The 15,947-nt window shown below is 60.5% G+C and carries 11 protein-coding genes; 6 read left to right on the forward strand and 5 right to left on the reverse strand.

Annotated features, from left to right (window positions below; genetic code table 11):
- Window positions 1-255: 255 nt before the first annotated feature.
- The 4 genes from AC5ZG1_RS30255 to rpmB form a co-directional block, all read right to left on the reverse strand.
- Window positions 256-1,539, reverse strand: a complete 1,284-nt coding sequence (locus tag AC5ZG1_RS30255; RefSeq protein WP_496134991.1) for a T6SS phospholipase effector Tle1-like catalytic domain-containing protein — start codon at window positions 1,537-1,539, stop codon at window positions 256-258.
- Window positions 1,540-1,776: 237 nt separating this feature from the next.
- Window positions 1,777-3,921: a hypothetical protein gene (locus AC5ZG1_RS30260; RefSeq protein ID WP_496134992.1), complete on the reverse strand. Its 2,145-nt coding sequence runs from the start codon at window positions 3,919-3,921 to the stop codon at window positions 1,777-1,779.
- Entirely contained in the window at window positions 3,921-5,000 is a 1,080-nt protein-coding gene (locus AC5ZG1_RS30265) for a hypothetical protein (RefSeq protein WP_496134993.1), read from the reverse strand. The genes AC5ZG1_RS30260 and AC5ZG1_RS30265 overlap by 1 nt, the downstream gene beginning before the upstream one ends.
- 245 nt (window positions 5,001-5,245) lie before the next feature.
- Window positions 5,246-5,551 (reverse strand): 50S ribosomal protein L28, encoded by a 306-nt coding sequence (gene rpmB / locus AC5ZG1_RS30270; protein WP_028164248.1) that lies wholly within the window; start codon window positions 5,549-5,551, stop codon window positions 5,246-5,248.
- Between the two features lie 440 nt (window positions 5,552-5,991).
- Between rpmB and AC5ZG1_RS30275 the strand changes: the two genes are divergently transcribed.
- The 5 genes from AC5ZG1_RS30275 (at window position 5,992) to AC5ZG1_RS30295 (ending at window position 12,632) form a co-directional block, all read left to right on the forward strand.
- Entirely contained in the window at window positions 5,992-6,771 is a 780-nt protein-coding gene (locus tag AC5ZG1_RS30275; protein ID WP_496135026.1) for a DUF3108 domain-containing protein, read from the forward strand.
- 414 nt (window positions 6,772-7,185) lie between these two features.
- Window positions 7,186-10,653 carry a helicase-related protein gene (locus AC5ZG1_RS30280; protein ID WP_496134994.1) on the forward strand — a complete coding sequence of 1,156 codons (3,468 nt, stop codon included), beginning with the start codon at window positions 7,186-7,188 and terminating at the stop codon, window positions 10,651-10,653.
- Between the two features lie 27 nt (window positions 10,654-10,680).
- On the forward strand, window positions 10,681-10,950 hold the full coding sequence (locus AC5ZG1_RS30285; RefSeq protein ID WP_496134995.1) for an RNA-binding S4 domain-containing protein: 270 nt from the start codon (window positions 10,681-10,683) through the stop codon (window positions 10,948-10,950).
- Between the two features lie 153 nt (window positions 10,951-11,103).
- On the forward strand, window positions 11,104-11,442 hold the full coding sequence (gene fdxA / locus AC5ZG1_RS30290) for a ferredoxin FdxA (RefSeq protein ID WP_496134996.1): 339 nt from the start codon (window positions 11,104-11,106) through the stop codon (window positions 11,440-11,442).
- 404 nt (window positions 11,443-11,846) lie between these two features.
- Window positions 11,847-12,632 (forward strand): CarD family transcriptional regulator, encoded by a 786-nt coding sequence (locus AC5ZG1_RS30295; RefSeq protein WP_245287293.1) that lies wholly within the window; start codon window positions 11,847-11,849, stop codon window positions 12,630-12,632.
- 68 nt (window positions 12,633-12,700) lie between these two features.
- On the opposite strand, the gene AC5ZG1_RS30300 is transcribed toward AC5ZG1_RS30295, so the two are convergent.
- Window positions 12,701-14,143 (reverse strand): FAD-binding oxidoreductase, encoded by a 1,443-nt coding sequence (locus tag AC5ZG1_RS30300; protein WP_496134997.1) that lies wholly within the window; start codon window positions 14,141-14,143, stop codon window positions 12,701-12,703.
- Between the two features lie 634 nt (window positions 14,144-14,777).
- Between AC5ZG1_RS30300 and AC5ZG1_RS30305 the strand changes: the two genes are divergently transcribed.
- Window positions 14,778-15,533: an outer membrane protein gene (locus AC5ZG1_RS30305; RefSeq protein ID WP_456641434.1), complete on the forward strand. Its 756-nt coding sequence runs from the start codon at window positions 14,778-14,780 to the stop codon at window positions 15,531-15,533.
- The last annotated feature ends 414 nt before the right edge of the window (window positions 15,534-15,947 follow it).

A 15,947-nucleotide genomic window follows, 5' to 3' on the forward strand; every position in this document is an offset into this window, starting at 1 on the left:
GCGAGAAGGAATTAGTGGTGCTGGCCTGTGGTTTTGCCGCTTGCTCCGCTTCGCCTCTCCCCTTGTGGGAGAGGCCGGAGCGCATGCAGCGAAGCGGAATGCGACCGGGTGAGGGGTCCCGGCCTATCGAGGGACTACGCCTCGCGGAGGCATACCCCTCACCCGGATTTCCCGCTGACGCGCGAAATCCGGCCTCTCCCACAAGGGGAGAGGCGGGAGACTGCGGCGCAGGCGTCGCGCAACACGCGCCGCCGCTCACGCCGCTTCCGGTGGGGCCTGCTCGGTCGGCGCTTCCGGCATCGGGAAGGTCTTGTACTGCTTCGGCAGGTTGATCGGCCGATAGTCCGTCACCGCGTCGATGCGCTTCACCACCGATTCATGGATCACGGCATCTTCAGGAATCAGCCGCGGCTCGCAGTCGGGGATGTAGAAGCCGAAATGCGTTTTGCGCTCCGGCCATTCCTTGTAGGTGGCCTTCTTCGGGATGTATTCGAGCATGCGCCAGCCCCAGGTCATCGGGTCGTGCATCTCGCCCGCCACATCGGGCTTCACGTAAGTGAACGGGCTGCCCCTGCGCTGCACGCCCCAGGCGAGTTGCTTCACCATCTGCATGTTCACCGTCAGCCCGAACTTGGTGGCTTCCTCGATCATCCACAGCAGCGGATATTTCGACAGCGCGCTTTGCGCTTCCGGATAGCCGCCGCCGATGTCGCCATGCACACCAGCGAACCACACCTGCAGGATGTCCTGCGGCTCGGCCTTCTCATCGGGGATGAAGCGGTTGCTGAAGAAGAGCTGCGGCTCGTCATACTTCTTCAGGCGGAACATGCAGCGCCGCTCGTCGATCGAGATCGCCTGGCGGAAGGTGCGGATGCTCGGATTGTGCATCGTGAAGGCGAGCTCTTCCAGGCTCGGCCAATAGAACCGGTCCGGCCGCGGCACGAAGATGCTGGCGACCGTATCCCAGACGCCGACGAAGCGGATGGTCGGCCAGCGCACCGAGAGGATGCGCGCGAACTGCGCCGCGTTGTCGTAGCGGTCCTTCGGCAGCGGCCCGAACTCGTCGCTTGGCGGCGGCAGCGCCCGCAGGCTGGCGTCCGCGCCAGTCTTGTGGCTATCCGAGAACTGCTTGTAGGCGGTGAGCCCGCTGCCGGCGAGGTTGACCTGCTCCGGCGAGATCAGCCCGATCTTGTGGATCAGCCCGGCCAGCACGCGCACGGTATAGGCGCCGCGCGAAAAGCCGAACAGATAGATCGCATCGCCATCCTGGTAATGCTGCACCAGGAATTCATAGGCCGCGAGCACATTGTCATCGAGCCCATAGCCGGTGGTGAGCCCCAGGATCGTGTTGAAGTTCTGCTTCAGCTTGTGCCACGGATCCGGCCGCGACAACGTGCCGACGCCGGGATCGTAATAGACGAACTGCCTGGGCTGCGTCTTCTCCGTCTTGCGCAGGCAGCGATAGAGCTTCAGGACGTTGGAAATATTCTCGTTGATCTCGTTCCCCGTCCCATCGCAGCAAATCACGATGTTTCGCATGGCGGCCACTCACCTGCTAGTTCGATGAGTATAGCAGTATTAGTGAGAACTACATTCACGATTTGGAATCTCAAGATGCACTAATCGCCAGGAATCGGTGAGGCCCTTCGCATTGAGTCTGCACGTGCTGGCATTTACAGCCGATCGCACACACCGGCTGCTCTAGGTCGCAGGTTGGCGAGACTGCTTCCGCAGGCAAAATCCCGTGGAAATTTTCAACACAAATCAATCGCTAGGCTAACCCCCGGTCGCTGACAAGCTTCCGTTTTGAGGATGGCCTGATGACAGCAATAATACCTTGAAGCTCTCCGGTGGAAGGCAAAGCTTGTCTTTCCAAATTTCCGAGTTTCTCAAGTTGGACTTTCGGCCGTCAAGCACCTTTCGCATGATCGAGATGTATCGCCGCCAGTTTTGAGAATTTCTCTCTCTTAGCTTCTTGATTATCAGCGTTAGTATTTCGAGCCGCTTCTCAATCTGGACCAAATCGTTAGACAAGAGCGCTCGCAGCAGCGCCGGAGTTTCATCAATGGCGATAAGCTTGTCGATGCCCTGCGCGATATCAACGCCCTCAATTAATTCTGCTACGGTTACCAAAAGGTGAGGCATTGGATTGGTGCTGTTTCCGTTGTGTCGGACGAATGAAAACAGCTGCCTGAATTCCGTTTCGGAGACTGCATCGTCGCTGACTGCTACCATGGCGGCCGAGTATGCAAGACCTTCAAGGTCAGAGTTTTTCTTAAACGCTTCCAGAACTAAATCGCGAACATGAGGATGTTGGATTCCATCGTCCTCTATATGCGAGAGCAGCATTCCGAGCTTTTCAACGATGTTCCTTCGTTCCCATAGATCTTTTGGGACGGCCATAGCTAGTCTCAAAATTTCGTGCGAAAAACGAATGTTCGCCGCTAGAGCAATGTCCAGAACGAATTCAACGTCTTCCTCGCGAATGAACTGACTGTATGAAGCAAAAAAAACCAACATGGTTGTCGTTTCCTTGAGTTTAGCGCTCACTCCTCTATTTCTGGAGCGTTTGGCTGCCTCAAGAAATTTTCTAATCATGGGCACATTCGGCTGTCGAATGCGTCCAAACGATTCAATCCATGCCGGCATCCCACGTTCGGCGATATTTGCGTCGAACCAATGACTTTCATCGTTTGCGTAAAAGTCATCTTCAACTATCCCCCGAGAACTCCAGCGTCTTTCGGCAGCAAGCCATTGGTCGATATCTCCTCGAGCACCTCCTTCGATCTGATCTGCAATGGTAAGTAGCTGTGCGGGTGTCGTTGATTCGGCGAGAATTGTTGCGATCGGCCAGGGGAATATTCGCTGCATAGCGGGTACGATCGTCGATCCGGAGAATGCCCGAGCGCAGTTTGCCAGTGTTTTCCGACTAGGTGAATCGACAAATGCCTTAAGCAGGCAAATTGCGCTCCACGGGGTCGAGGAAAATTCAGGCCCTCCAAAGCGCTCGAATGCATTTGCGCATTGTATTGGTACAAATTTAGCCGAGTAGGATCCAGGATAGAGATCATCCAATATCGGACAGCTTCGTCGGTTCAGCGTATCGTCGCCTATATAAAGATCAGCGAAGTTCATTCTCCTGAGGAGTGAATAATCAATGCGATCTTCTCGCCTCACCGTTCTTGTAGCTAGCCGATGAGCAAATTCATGCTCACGAACGGCTAAGGTCGGTCCTTCTTTCAGCAGCGAAGAAGCGACGTGATTCGCGACCCTCTGACTGCCGAGGGGGAGAGCTATTTCCTGTAAGGCCCTAAGGTCGATTTTCTCCCCTTGTGGCCAAAATTGAATGATCAGATCATCGGCCCAAGAATGGCCGTGCTGACTTATCTGAAAGAGAAGCTTCCAAGCCGATAAAGCCGCGATAGAGTGTCCCTCGAGAATTTTCTGCCTTGTGATGTCGGCGACGATGTCCGCAACGCTCTCATCGCAAATCCTGGCAAGACGCTCGTCAAACGATTGAGGTCCCAAGTCTAGTTGCTCGAGTGCGTGCTGGAGCAACGGACGTCTAAAATTTGGATGATCTAGTGCCACGCCATCCGCAAGAAGGTCGAGTGCTAGACGAGACCCGTTCCTCACGATCATGTCCGGTTCTGTCGAATCCATTTGTCGTGTGATCTGGGTGATCGTTGGGCGGCGATAATGAAAGCTATCCTCTGCAAAGCACCGACTAGCGGCAATCTGGAAGACGTGTCTCCAATGAGAATGCCCCGCAATGTGCGAGAGACGATGATCCATTATCAGCTGGTCGCCCGATGTAATTGCGGCCGCTGCCATGAATTCTTGCAAGGATCTTACATCGAAGCTGATTGTGCCTTCCACCTGCTGAGATAGAAGCACCAGCCGATGGGTGGCGAGTTGCATCAGTTCGTCAACGCGCCTTGACAGTTCGTCATCCGTGAAACCTTCCGACGCAAGGTAATTGTGTACAAGCTGCCGGAATCGATCTGGCGTAAAGTGGCTTCCTGCTCCTCCCGCGTACTCGCTGTCGGTTTACCTTGGCCTGGACCTCCCATGAGCACAACACGGTTGCGCGGGCGATGTCGTTCGACACTATCTGTCTGCTCTTCATCAGCCGCGAGCGTTTCTGCATCAAGTTTCTCGCGAGCACGATTGACTAGCTGGGCAATGGCGTTGAGTGGAACGTCGCTCTCCTCCTCCTCGTCATCGTCGAAGGGTATGTCCGCGGACGATGGCTGATAGTGATCTTCATCGGTACCGCCTAGTGGTAAGTCCACAATGACCTGACTTGTTCGAATTTGCAGGTCTCCGACGCTTCCAGCGTCTCGCAGTCGGACAAATTGGTCCCGTTGCAATGAGTTTTTGAGGGACCGATTTGTTACCTCTCCAAAGTCGGCTCGTATCGAAGTGAAATGTTGAAGGGCCTTTGTGAGAACATCGCCCGAAGACGTCCACTGGGCATACGATTGACGGATCGATGGCTGGGCTACGAGCAGATCAACCACTTTGTCATGTGGCCAAATATCAAAATCTCTAATTTTTAGCTGAGTCTTCCAGGGCGCAAAGAGCTCTAGCGCTTTAGTCAAGCCTCCTTTTTGTTGTCGCGAAGTTTGTTTCTTAGATGTCCTGTTGTCAGCGCCGGACAGGCGAACATTGGTTACGAGTATGTAGTAATCAGGTTTTCTGAGTCTTGATCCGTGTCGAACATACTTTTCCAATTCTTCTTCAAGTTGAGCCTTCACCCAAGCGATGTCATCCTTCTTTGACAAAACCGGGTCTTTGAATTTCGCCTGAATGATCAAATAGCCTTGCCACCGCCTTCCCTCATAACCTTTGATCGTGCCCTCATACGTGAAGTCGCGGCCTCCGTCGGGTCCTGCGGAGTAGACGGTGCCTGCCGGCCCCATTTGTGCAAAACAGAGAGCTCGAACAAGTCTTTCGAACGCGATGGGATTAAGTCGGCCTAAATCGAAGCCTTCCATGAAGTATCCTCAGCCAATCGTCAGTGCCCAGCGCAGATTGATGTCTTGCCTTTCTTCGTACAATTGTTGGGGTTGTATTTTTCTGTGCAAAGCGCGCTACGAGCGAGTATTTGCCGGGTCTATTTTTCTGACCTGCGCTTGGAGAGCGTGCCGAGGCGTCGCTTTGCCTTCGCAAAACAAAAACGGCCGGGTCTTTCGACCCGGCCGCTCAAACTCTCAAATCGCTACTCTGATACAGCGAGCGCTCAGCTCGCCTTCTGCTCCGCAGCCGCCGTCCGCTTCTTCTCGATCTGGCGCTTCAGGTCCAGCGCGCGGGGCGAGAGGTTTGCGGCGCTCGCCTTCAAGAGGAACGCGTCGAGGCCGCCGTTGTGGTCGACGCTCTTCACCGCGTTCGAGGAGACGCGCAGGCGGATGTTGCGGCCGAGCGATTCCGACTGGAAGGTAATATTGCAGAGGTTCGGCAGGAAGCGCCGCTTGGTCTTGATGTTCGAGTGGCTCACCTTGTGGCCCACTTGCGGGCCCTTGGCCGTCAGTTCACAGCGCCGCGACATTGTTCAAATCCTCTTCCATCCCCGCTAAACCAACAGCGCGCGCCGCGCGCGGCGGGGGTCTAAACCTACGTCCATTTTCCAGGAACCGCGGACGTATAGGGGGTGAGGTGCAAAGCGTCAAGGTTTTATCGGGTTTAGAGCCACTTTCCCTGGTTCCGAAACCCTCAAATTCGGCGCGTTTTCCTCGCGCGAACGGTAAAACCTTATGGCACGCAAAACCGGCACGTTCACAAGGCCGTTCAGCGGTTTAACACACCATATAAAGGGCGTATTCAGGCTGGTTAAGTGGTTCCGTATTCGCCCGCGTTGCTTGCCGGTCATTTCTCCCTAGATGATCTTTCGGCGCCGACGACAGGATCGTTAAGTTTGTGAGCATTTTCAGCAGTTTTCTGCCCTCAGTGAGGGAATCCTGGCTGTTGTGCGCCGGCGCGCTGTTCCTGATGTTGCCGGAGGGCGCGCTCGCGCAGGGCCGGCTGGATGCGCAGTATGAGGCCTCGCTGGCCGGTATTGCCGTCGGCAAGGGAAGCTGGACCATCGAGATCGGCGAAGACACCTTTTCCGCGATCGCGCAGGGTGGCACTTCCGGGCTGCTCAAGGCATTTGCTGGCGCTGGCGGGGTGGGCGGATCCCAGGGGCGCGTGGTCAATGGCGCGCTGGTGGCGGCGGGCTATACCGTCAACTACAACAGCTACAAGAAATCCGAGATCATTCGGATGGCGCTGGGCGGCGGCAGCATCAAGGAAACCGTGATCGAGCCGGAGCCGCCGGTCGATCCGAACCGGATCCCGGTCACCGAGGCCCACAAGAAGAACGTGTTCGATCCGATGACCGGCTCGCTGCTCCGGGTGCCAGGCACGGGCGAGCTGATGAGCCCGGATAGCTGCCGCACCAGCGCGGGCATTTTCGACGGCCGGCTGCGCTACGATTTGAAGCTCGATTTCAAGCGCGTGGAGATGGTCAAGGCGGAGAAGGGCTATCAGGGCCCGGCGCTGGTCTGCGCGATCTATTTCACGCCGATCGCGGGCTATATCCCCGACCGCCCGGTGATCAAATATCTCGCCGAAGCGCGCAACATGGAGATCGCCTTCGTGCCGATCGCGGGCACGCGCATCCTGATCCCGTTCCGCGTCAAGATCCCAACGCCGTTCGGGCTCGCCATGCTGGAGGCGACGTCGTTCGTGACGTCTGCCATGCCACCGCGGGTGGCGAAGACGCAGTGAGGTCGTGCTCCGTCATTCCGGGGCGATCCGAAGCATCGAGCCCGGAATCCATTTCTCCTCCGGCGCATGCGGCCCGATGGATTCCGGGCTCGTCCTGCGGACGCCCCGGAATGACGGAGAGGGCGTGAATCCTGTTGACTCTTTGCCGCTTCTGATTCGACTCCGGCTTTAACAATTTCGCTGTCATCGTGATCGCTGCTAAACCCGATTTGGTGCTGGAACTGAAATGCCGACACGAGATGTTGCGGTGAACGGAGGAGAACACAGGTGGAGTCTGCGATTCGGCCGCGATTCGTTCTCAACTCGTTCCGAAGCTTAAGCGGCGGCATCCGCCGTGTAGCAATCTGAGACAATTTTCCTAGTCGCGCTTTCTTTCATCTCCAAGAAAAGCATCAAGAAAAGCACCTCGAAATCATGGCTCTTTCCTCTCCTCCCTTCGCCCATGAGCGCGCGCCCGGCGCCGGCGTCACGGCTGTGCTCGGGCCGACCAATACCGGCAAGACGCATCTGGCCATCGAGCGCATGCTTGGGCATTCGTCCGGGCTGATCGGGCTGCCGCTGCGGCTCTTGGCGCGCGAGGTCTACAACAAGATCGCCGATCGCGCTGGGCCTGAGAGCGTCGCGCTGATCACCGGCGAGGAGAAGATCAAGCCGAAGTCGCCGCGCTTCTGGGTCTCGACGGTCGAGGCGATGCCGCGCGATCTCGATGTCTCGTTCCTTGCGGTCGACGAGATCCAGATCGCGGCCGATCTCGAGCGCGGGCATGTCTTCACCGACCGTATCCTCAATCGGCGCGGGCGCGACGAGACGCTGCTGCTCGGGGCTGCGACGATGCGTCCCATCATCGAGCGGCTGTTGCCCGGCGCCTCCATCATCACAAGGCCCAGGCTCTCGACGCTCGAATTCGCCGGCGACCGCAAGATCACGCGGCAGCCGCGGCGCACCGCGATCGTCGCGTTCTCGGCGGACGAGGTCTATGCGATCGCCGAATTGATCCGCCGCCAGCATGGCGGCGCAGCGGTCGTGCTCGGCTCGCTCTCGCCGCGCACACGCAATGCGCAAGTGGCGATGTTCCAGAACGGCGACGTCGATTATCTCGTCGCCACCGATGCCGTCGGCATGGGGCTGAACCTCGACGTCGATCACGTCGCCTTCGCCTCCGACCGCAAATACGACGGCTATCAGTTCCGCCGCCTGACACCGGCCGAGTTTGCGCAGATCGCAGGCAGAGCCGGCCGCGCGACGCGCAATGGTACCTTCGGCACCACAGGGCGCTGCGCGCCGTTCGAGCCGGAACTGGTGAACGCGCTGCAGAACCACACGTTTGACAGCGTGAAAATGCTGCAATGGCGCAACTCGAAGCTGGATTTCTCCTCGCTCGGCAGCTTGCAGGTCTCGTTGTCGCTGCCGCCGTCGCATGAAGTGCTGACGAGGGCGCCGATCGCGGAAGACATGCGCGTGCTCGACCACGCCGCGCGCGATGCCGAGGTGCGCGACATGGCGCATGGCGCTGTCGCCGTCGAGCGGCTATGGGACACTTGCCAGATACCCGATTACCGAAAGCTATCGCCCGCGGCCCATGCCGAGCTTGTGACCACGGTTTACGGTTTCCTGATACAAAAGGGGCGTATTCCCGATGCATGGTTTGCTGCCCAGGTCGATCAGGCCGACCGCGTCGACGGCGATATCGACACGCTGTCGGGCCGGATCGCTCAGGTGCGCACCTGGACCTTTGTGGCGAACCGGCCGGACTGGCTGTCCGATCCCGAACATTGGCAGGGGATCACGCGCGAGCTCGAAAATAAATTGTCCGATGCGCTGCATGAACGGCTCACGGAGCGTTTCGTTGATCGGCGTACCAGTGTATTGATGCGCCGCCTGCGGGAGAACTCTGTTTTGAATACTGAAATCGGCAAGACCGGCGAAGTCATCGTCGAGGGGCATGTGATCGGCCGGCTCGACGGATTCACTTTTGCGCCTGACGCGGCGGAAGCGGGCTCAGATGCCAAGGCGCTGCAGGCCGCAGCCCAGCAGGTGCTGGCGCGCGAGATCGATACGCGGGCCGAGAAACTGAGCGCCGCGCCGGACGAAACCTTCGTGCTAACCTCCGACGGTACTATCCGCTGGACCGGCGATGCGGTGGCCAAACTCGCCGCGGCCGACGACGCGCTGCATCCGCGCCTCCGCATCATCTCCGACGAGCGGCTAACCGGCGCGCCGCGCGAGGCCGTGCAGAACCGGCTCGATCTTTGGCTCAAGACGCATATTACGAAATTGCTCGGGCCGCTGTTCGACCTGTCGAAGGCAGAGGACCTGCAGGGGATTGCGCGCGGCATCGCGTTCCAATTGGTGGAAGCTCTCGGCGTGCTGGAGCGGACCAAGATCGCGTCCGAGATGAAGGATCTCGACCAGCCCTCGCGCGCGACCTTGCGCAAATACGGCGTCCGCTTCGGCGCCTATCACATCTACTTCCCGCAGCTCCTCAAGCCGGCGGCGCGGGCGCTGGCCTCGCTGCTCTGGGCCGAGAAGCAGGACAATGTCGATCTGTCGGCGCTGTCGAACGTGCAGCATCTGGCGTCGAGCGGGCGTACCTCGTTCCCGATCGACAAGGGGCTGCCGCGCGATGCCTATCGCGTGCTCGGCTACAAGCAGTGCGGCGAGCGGGCAGTGCGCGTCGACATCCTGGAGCGACTGGCGGATCTGATCCGTCCCGCACTGGCCTGGCGCGAGGGCGCGCCGGGCGAGAAGCCTGCGGGCGCGTTCGACGGCCGCGGCTTCGTGGTGACGCAGGCGATGACCTCGCTCACCGGCTCGGCCGGCGAGGATTTCGCCTCGGTCCTGCGCGCGCTCGGCTATCGCATGGAGCGCCGCCCGCCCCCGCCGCCGAAGCCGGTGGAAGTGGTCGAGGCAGTGTCCGTCGAGACGCCGGCGGTGGAAGCGAGTGCTGAGGCTGCGGCGGAGACGCCGGCGGAAGAAGTATCCGCCGAGCTGCCCGAGCCCAGCCCATCCGCTGCGCTGCTGCCCGAAGTCACCCTGGCGCCGGTGCCGAGCGAGGAACCAGCGGCTGCCGCCGCAGAGCCCGTGGCCGAAGCGCAACCCGGGCCTGAAGTGATCGAGGCGCAGCCAGAGCCGGTGGCTGAACCGCAGCCGGAGCCTGAGGCGATCGAGGCGCAAGCGGAGCCCGTTGCCGTAGTGCAGGCGGACGCGACCGCTCCCGCAGAGGTCCCGGCCGACGCGACGGCAGAGCCGATGCCGACGGCCGCAGCCGAGGCTGCAGCCAGCACCGAGGAAGCTGTACCAGCCGACGCCGTTACCGAGCCGGCCGCAGCCGAGACCCCGGCCGAGCCGCAACTGGTCGAAGTCTGGCGCCCCGGCGGCCGCTCCGAGGAGCGTCGCCCGCGCCATGACCGCAGCCGCCACCGCCATCAGCCGCGCGAGGGCGCACAGGGCGCCGCCGCAGCGGGTGAAGCTGCCGATGGCGCCCAGCGCGACCAGCAGCGCCGTGGTCGCCGCCATCACGAATTCCGCAAACCGCGCGAGGATGCGCCCGTGGGAGCTGCGGCCGCCAGCAATGGCGCCCCGCCTGAGGACAAAGGCGGGCGCCGCGAGCGCTTCGAGGGCAAGGGCCGCGACCGCGACAATGATCGCCGCCGCGATAAATTCTCCGGCGACCGCAAGGATCGCGACCGTGGCGACCGCGAGCGCGGCGGCCGTGATTTCCGCGACAAAGGCGGCCGCGACAAGGGGCGCGAGAGCGGCCCGGCGCTCCGCCAATATGCGAGTTCGGCGCCGCGCGAACGCGAACGCGCGATCGATCCGAATTCGCCGTTCGCAAAACTCGCGGCGTTGAAGGAGCAGCTCGCCGGTAACCGCAAGGATTGAGCCGCGCCAACCCAGGAATGAGGCCGATTGGAGCGCCAGCGTCTCGATAAATGGCTGTGGCACGCGCGGGTGGTGAAGGCGCGCACCAGCGCCGCCGCGCTGGTCGAGGCCGGCCATGTCCGCATCAACGGCGTGCGCGAAAGTGCGCCCGGGCACGCGGTCAAACCGGGCGACGTGCTGACCATCGCGCTCGATCGCAGCGTGCGCGTGCTGAAGGTGATCGGCTTCTCCGAGCGGCGGGGCGATGCGACGGCAGCGCGGGTGCTGTACGAGGATTTGCAGAGCCGCCCCGAGTGATTATCTCGGGCAGGCAATCAGTTGCCCGAAAGACGGCGCCGAAAACCGGCTTGCTTATCTTGCAGCAGCGGTTCTCCTGCGCTACGCAATTTTTGAAACGCAAGCCTTTCAAAGAATGAATCCGCTTTCGGAGTCTTTGGTTCGGAGTCCTGGATGACCTACGTCGTCACTGAAAACTGCATCAAGTGCAAATATACCGATTGCGTCGAGGTCTGCCCCGTCGATTGTTTCTACGAGGGCGAGAACATGCTGGTCATCCATCCCGAGGAATGCATCGATTGCGGCGTCTGCGAACCAGAATGCCCGGCGGATGCGATCAAACCGGATACCGAGCCGGGCCTGGAGAAGTGGCTCGAGGTCAACAGCGAATACGCCAAGAGCTGGCCAAACATCACCCAGAAGAAGGACTCGCCCCCTGACGCCAAGGAGTTCGACGGGCAGGATGGCAAGTTCGAGAAATATTTCTCTACCAATCCCGGAACCGGCGACTGATTCGCGCGCTGTCCCTGGCCGGATCGAGACCGTTTTCAGGCGGAGAAGCACGCCGTCGTTTAACCCTGTTGACAGAGTTATGACCGTCAGCCCCGGCAGGCGACGGGATTCGGCCCTAAATCATTGATTTTTGCGGAAAATGTGCTATATTGGGCACATTGTCAGAGCCGAACCCGGCCATCCTGATCTTTGGCCCCGTTCGTTTCCGCAAAAACACCGAACAGGGGCGTGGCAGTTTCCGCGCGCAGGCTGTGTCACAGAAAACGCGTAAAAAGAGTGCTTCCAAATCGTCAAAGAAAGCCGCTGCAGTTGCCCGCAGCGCAGTCAAGGGTCGTGCCAGGGCGTCCGTGAAGGAAGCCCGTAAGGCTGCGGCTACAAAGTCCTCGAAGAACAAAAGAAGCGTGATGCCAGAAAAGACTGCCAAAACTGCCGCGAAAGCGACAGCCCAGAAGACCGTTGCTTCGAAAGTCGCCGCCAAGACTGCTCCCAAGGCTGCAGCTCCTGCGCCGAAGGCCGCCGTCAAGCCGGCTGCGAAGCCGGTTGCCGCGGCCCCGCGCGTCGAGGAGCCGAAGAAGGTCGTGACCCAGCGTCAGGGATTCAAGGCCAACGAATTCGTGGTCTATCCGGCTCACGGCGTCGGCCAGATCCTCGCGATCGAGGAGCAGGAGATTGCGGGCGCCAAGCTGGAACTGTTTGTCATCAGCTTCATGAAGGACAAGATGACGCTTCGCGTCCCAACCGCGAAGGTCGCCAATGTCGGCATGCGCAAATTGTCCGACCCGGCTCTGGTCAAAAAGGCGCTGGAGACGCTGAAGGGCCGTGCCCGCGTCAAGCGCACGATGTGGTCGCGCCGGGCGCAGGAATACGAAGCCAAGATCAATTCGGGCGATATCGTCGCGATCGCGGAAGTGGTGCGCGACCTCTATCGTTCGGAATCGCAGCCCGAGCAGTCCTACTCCGAACGCCAGCTCTATGAAGCGGCGCTCGACCGGCTGTCGCGCGAGATCGCGGTCGTGCAGCACTCGACCGAGACCGAAGCGATCAAGGAAATCGAGAGCCAGCTCGCCAAGAGCCCGCGCCGTGGCGCAGCCAAGGCCGAAGCCGGCGCCGAGGACGGCGACGGTGAAGGCGACGCCGACGATCTCGACGGCGACAGCGACGACGCCACCGTGGCCGACGAGGCGGCGTAAGCAGCCAGCCCAAGATTTGCAACGAAAAGCCCGGCCGAGCGGCCGGGCTTCTTGTTTTTGCGTCCTTGTCAGGCGGCCGGTCGCTGCGCGGCGGCCGGAAGAACATTTTGATTTAGCCTGAACAGGTTGCCGGGATCGTACTGGGCCTTGAGCGCCGCGAGACGAGCGTAGTTCGGGCCGTAGGCGCCGGACACGCGATCGCTCTCATCCTCCGGCATGAAGTTGACGTAAACGCCGCCGGTTGCGTACGGCGCAGTCTCAGCAAACAACCTGCGCGCCCAGCTAATCGAGCGTTGCTCGTCGCCGCGGTCACGCCACCGCGTATGGACGTTCATGACAAATCTGGCGTCGCGGTGGGGGAACGCCGTCGCGTCGACAGCCACGCGGCTGGTGGCGCCGCCAAGCTGACCAATGAAAATTTCGCTCTCACCGGTCGGCAGGCTCTTTGTATGGCTTACGAGGGCGTCGAGCAGGCCGTCGCCGAGCTCGGCGAAATTGTGCGACTTCCAGTAATTGTAGGCTCCGGGCGTGAGCAACGGGTCGAACGCGCTCTGCCAGCTCGCGAAAGGCTGCATGCCGATCACGTCGGCAACCGGCTCCCCGAGCGCGCGCAACGGTTCCAGGGCGCGGTTACCCTCGTCCTCGCCGCCCGTGTAGCAGACGGCGAACGCGACGATTTCCTTGCCGTGCATTTCGACAGGCAAGAATGGCAGCGGCGGCGCCTGCCGGAGCACCACCCAGATCGTGAGTTCGTCCGGCGCTTTGGCGGCGATGTCGCGATAGCCCGCAAGAAGCTCGTTCGCCCGAGCGAAGGGATGGATGATGAGTCCAGAGAGCACCATTGGGCCGACCGGATGCAGGCGAAACTCGAACGAGCTCACGACGCCGAAATTGGCGCCGCCTCCGCGCAGCGCCCAGAGCAGGTCAGCCTCCTCGGCCTCGCTCGCTCGCACGAGTCCGCCATCGGCCGTCACCACGTCGGCCGAGATGAGGTTATCAGCGGCAAGCCCCAATTTGCGGCTGAGCCAGCCGAAGCCGCCGCCCAGCGTCAATCCCGCAACGCCAGTCGTCGAGTTGATGCCGAGGGGCGTGGCAAGGCCGAAAGCCTGCGCCTCCTTGTCGAATTCGCCAAGCGTTGCGCCCGGCTCCACGCGCGCGGTTCGGTTACGCGGATCGATCCGCACCGAACGCATCAGCGAAAGATCGATCAGCAGCCCCCCTTCACAAACAGCATTGCCCGCGATGTTGTGGCCGCCGCCACGCACGGCGAGCAAGAGTCCGTGGTCGCGCGCAAACCCCACGGCGCGCATGATGTCTGCAGCTCCTTTGCAGCGTACGACCGCGCCCGGGTGGCGGTCGATCATCGCATTCCAGATTGTGCGTGCCTCGTCATAGCCCGGCTCGTTGGGCAGGCAGACATCGCCCCGCAATGTTTGCCGAAAGGCATCGATCGCATCGCTTGCAAACGTAATCGCCCCGCCCTGCAGCGAGGCCAGCCGGATCTCCGTCATGGCATCTCCTCCGTAACTAGCGGTGACTGTTTTTCGGGCCAGCATATTCTGGCCGAGATCAATAAAGAGGCGGGCGCCGTCGATGGCTGTCATTCACAGCCGAGGTAGCGCAAAAAAAGTCTTTTGCCGTCCGTTCGATATAGCGAACGGAGAATTTCCGCCTGGACGTTAGTCCAACCCGGTCAAAGAATGGTTCAACGACGGAATGTGGCGGGGCTTTTAGCGAACGTCGACGGTGCTGGAGACGCTGTAGGGCCGAGCCCGCGTCAAGCAAGCTGCGCCCGCCGCAGCGAGCAGCAATCGCTTGGCCTCGACCAGCTTAATTGTGCCCTCTTCTCTATCGATAACGGGGTCAGCTTTTTCCCGACGTCCACGCCTGCGTTCTGCGACAGGGATGCCGAGTGATCCTGAAGCTGCCGCAGAACGCGGCGGCGATGGCACAAAGCGCATAATCCGAAGTGTCAGAGTGGCTGCCACTTATTCCCGAAACAAAATCCGAGTGTTGCCGTACTAGCACAAGTTTCGCGGGTGAAATGATCTATGCTCGCGGGTGGAATTGGAATGCAGACGTTAATCGCCGCAACAAGTCCATCGGCCGTCCGATCCTTAGGCGACGCCGAAGAGGGGGAACGATATGAAGAAATTTTTGCTGGGCACTGTTGGTTTGATTGCACTCGGCGCGACCGCGCCGGCGCTGGCCGCTGATATGGCGGTCAAGGCGCCGCCACCGCCGCCGCTTCCGCCGGTCTACAATTGGACCGGCTTCTACGTCGGCGCCAATGGCGGCTGGGGTCAGAGCCGCAATTGCTGGAACTTTATCGACGCGTTCGGTGGAGTCTTCAGCGACGGGTGTCGCGAGCGGTCCGGCGGTCTGGTCGGCGGTCAGATCGGGTATCGCTGGCAGTTTGGCGGCGGCTGGGTGGCCGGCCTGGAAGCCCAGGGGGATTGGGCCGATCTCCAGAACACGCGCGCCAGCCTCATCGATCCATTCTTCTCGACGCGCGTGAAAACGGACGGCATTGGTCTTTTCACCGGTCAGATCGGCTATGCCTGGAACACGTCGCTGCTGTACTTCAAGGGTGGCGCAGCGGTGACGAGCAACAGCTTCAGCGTTCTCGATACGCTTACAGGCAGTAGTCTGGCCTCGTTCAGTTCGACCCGCTGGGGCGGTAGCGTGGGTGTCGGATACGAGTACGGCTTCGCACCGAACTGGTCGGTCGGTGTCGAGTACGACCACCTGTTCATGGGCAATGCGAACAATTCGTTCTCGGTGGTCAATCCCATCGTTGCCGGTGCGCTCAATCGGATCAGCCAGGACGTGGACATGGTCACGGTCCGCGTGAACTATCACTTCAACTGGGGCGGTTATGCATCGCCTGCCCCTTACTGATCGACTGTCAATCTCCAGCAAACTTCAAGCCCCGGCATCGTCCGGGGCTTTTTGTTGAGCGGGCCCGATCGTCCTGGCCTGCGGCAATCGGTCATTCGTGCTGTCCTAGAGCGTGATGACTTCTCTTCGAATCGTCATCCCGCTCTAGCCCTTTGTTTGAGCATGATCTTTTCGGAAAACCGGTGTCCACTTTTCCGGATCATGCTCTAGTGATCACGTTTGTTCGCGCAATTCCATTGCACATCCGTCAAGGTCGCTTCTGCTTTCTTGAGCGCTTGCGGCCTCCTCCCGGAGGATTGCTGTCGCCGGCTTCGTCTTGTCGGTTGCAACGCCGGCGCAGGCGTTGAGGCCCGGTCACATTCACTCCGCAAGAGGCGGCGATAACCAGCCCCTTAAGCCCACATAGAGCGTCGC

The sequence above is a fragment of the Bradyrhizobium sp. Leo78 genome (assembly GCF_059512425.1).

Bases quoted from the DNA above. Each gene is read 5' to 3' on its own strand.
- AC5ZG1_RS30255 (WP_496134991.1), bottom strand. From the start codon at position 1,539: ATGCGAAACATCGTGATTTGCTGCGATGGGACGGGGAACGAGATCAAC.
- AC5ZG1_RS30260 (WP_496134992.1), bottom strand. From the start codon at position 3,921: ATGCAACTCGCCACCCATCGGCTGGTGCTTCTATCTCAGCAGGTGGAA.
- AC5ZG1_RS30265 (WP_496134993.1), bottom strand. From the start codon at position 5,000: ATGGAAGGCTTCGATTTAGGCCGACTTAATCCCATCGCGTTCGAAAGA.
- rpmB (WP_028164248.1), bottom strand. From the start codon at position 5,551: ATGTCGCGGCGCTGTGAACTGACGGCCAAGGGCCCGCAAGTGGGCCAC.
- AC5ZG1_RS30275 (WP_496135026.1), top strand. From the start codon at position 5,992: ATGTTGCCGGAGGGCGCGCTCGCGCAGGGCCGGCTGGATGCGCAGTAT.
- AC5ZG1_RS30280 (WP_496134994.1), top strand. From the start codon at position 7,186: ATGGCTCTTTCCTCTCCTCCCTTCGCCCATGAGCGCGCGCCCGGCGCC.
- fdxA (WP_496134996.1), top strand. From the start codon at position 11,104: ATGACCTACGTCGTCACTGAAAACTGCATCAAGTGCAAATATACCGAT.
- AC5ZG1_RS30295 (WP_245287293.1), top strand. From the start codon at position 11,847: ATGCCAGAAAAGACTGCCAAAACTGCCGCGAAAGCGACAGCCCAGAAG.
- AC5ZG1_RS30300 (WP_496134997.1), bottom strand. From the start codon at position 14,143: ATGACGGAGATCCGGCTGGCCTCGCTGCAGGGCGGGGCGATTACGTTT.
- AC5ZG1_RS30305 (WP_456641434.1), top strand. From the start codon at position 14,778: ATGAAGAAATTTTTGCTGGGCACTGTTGGTTTGATTGCACTCGGCGCG.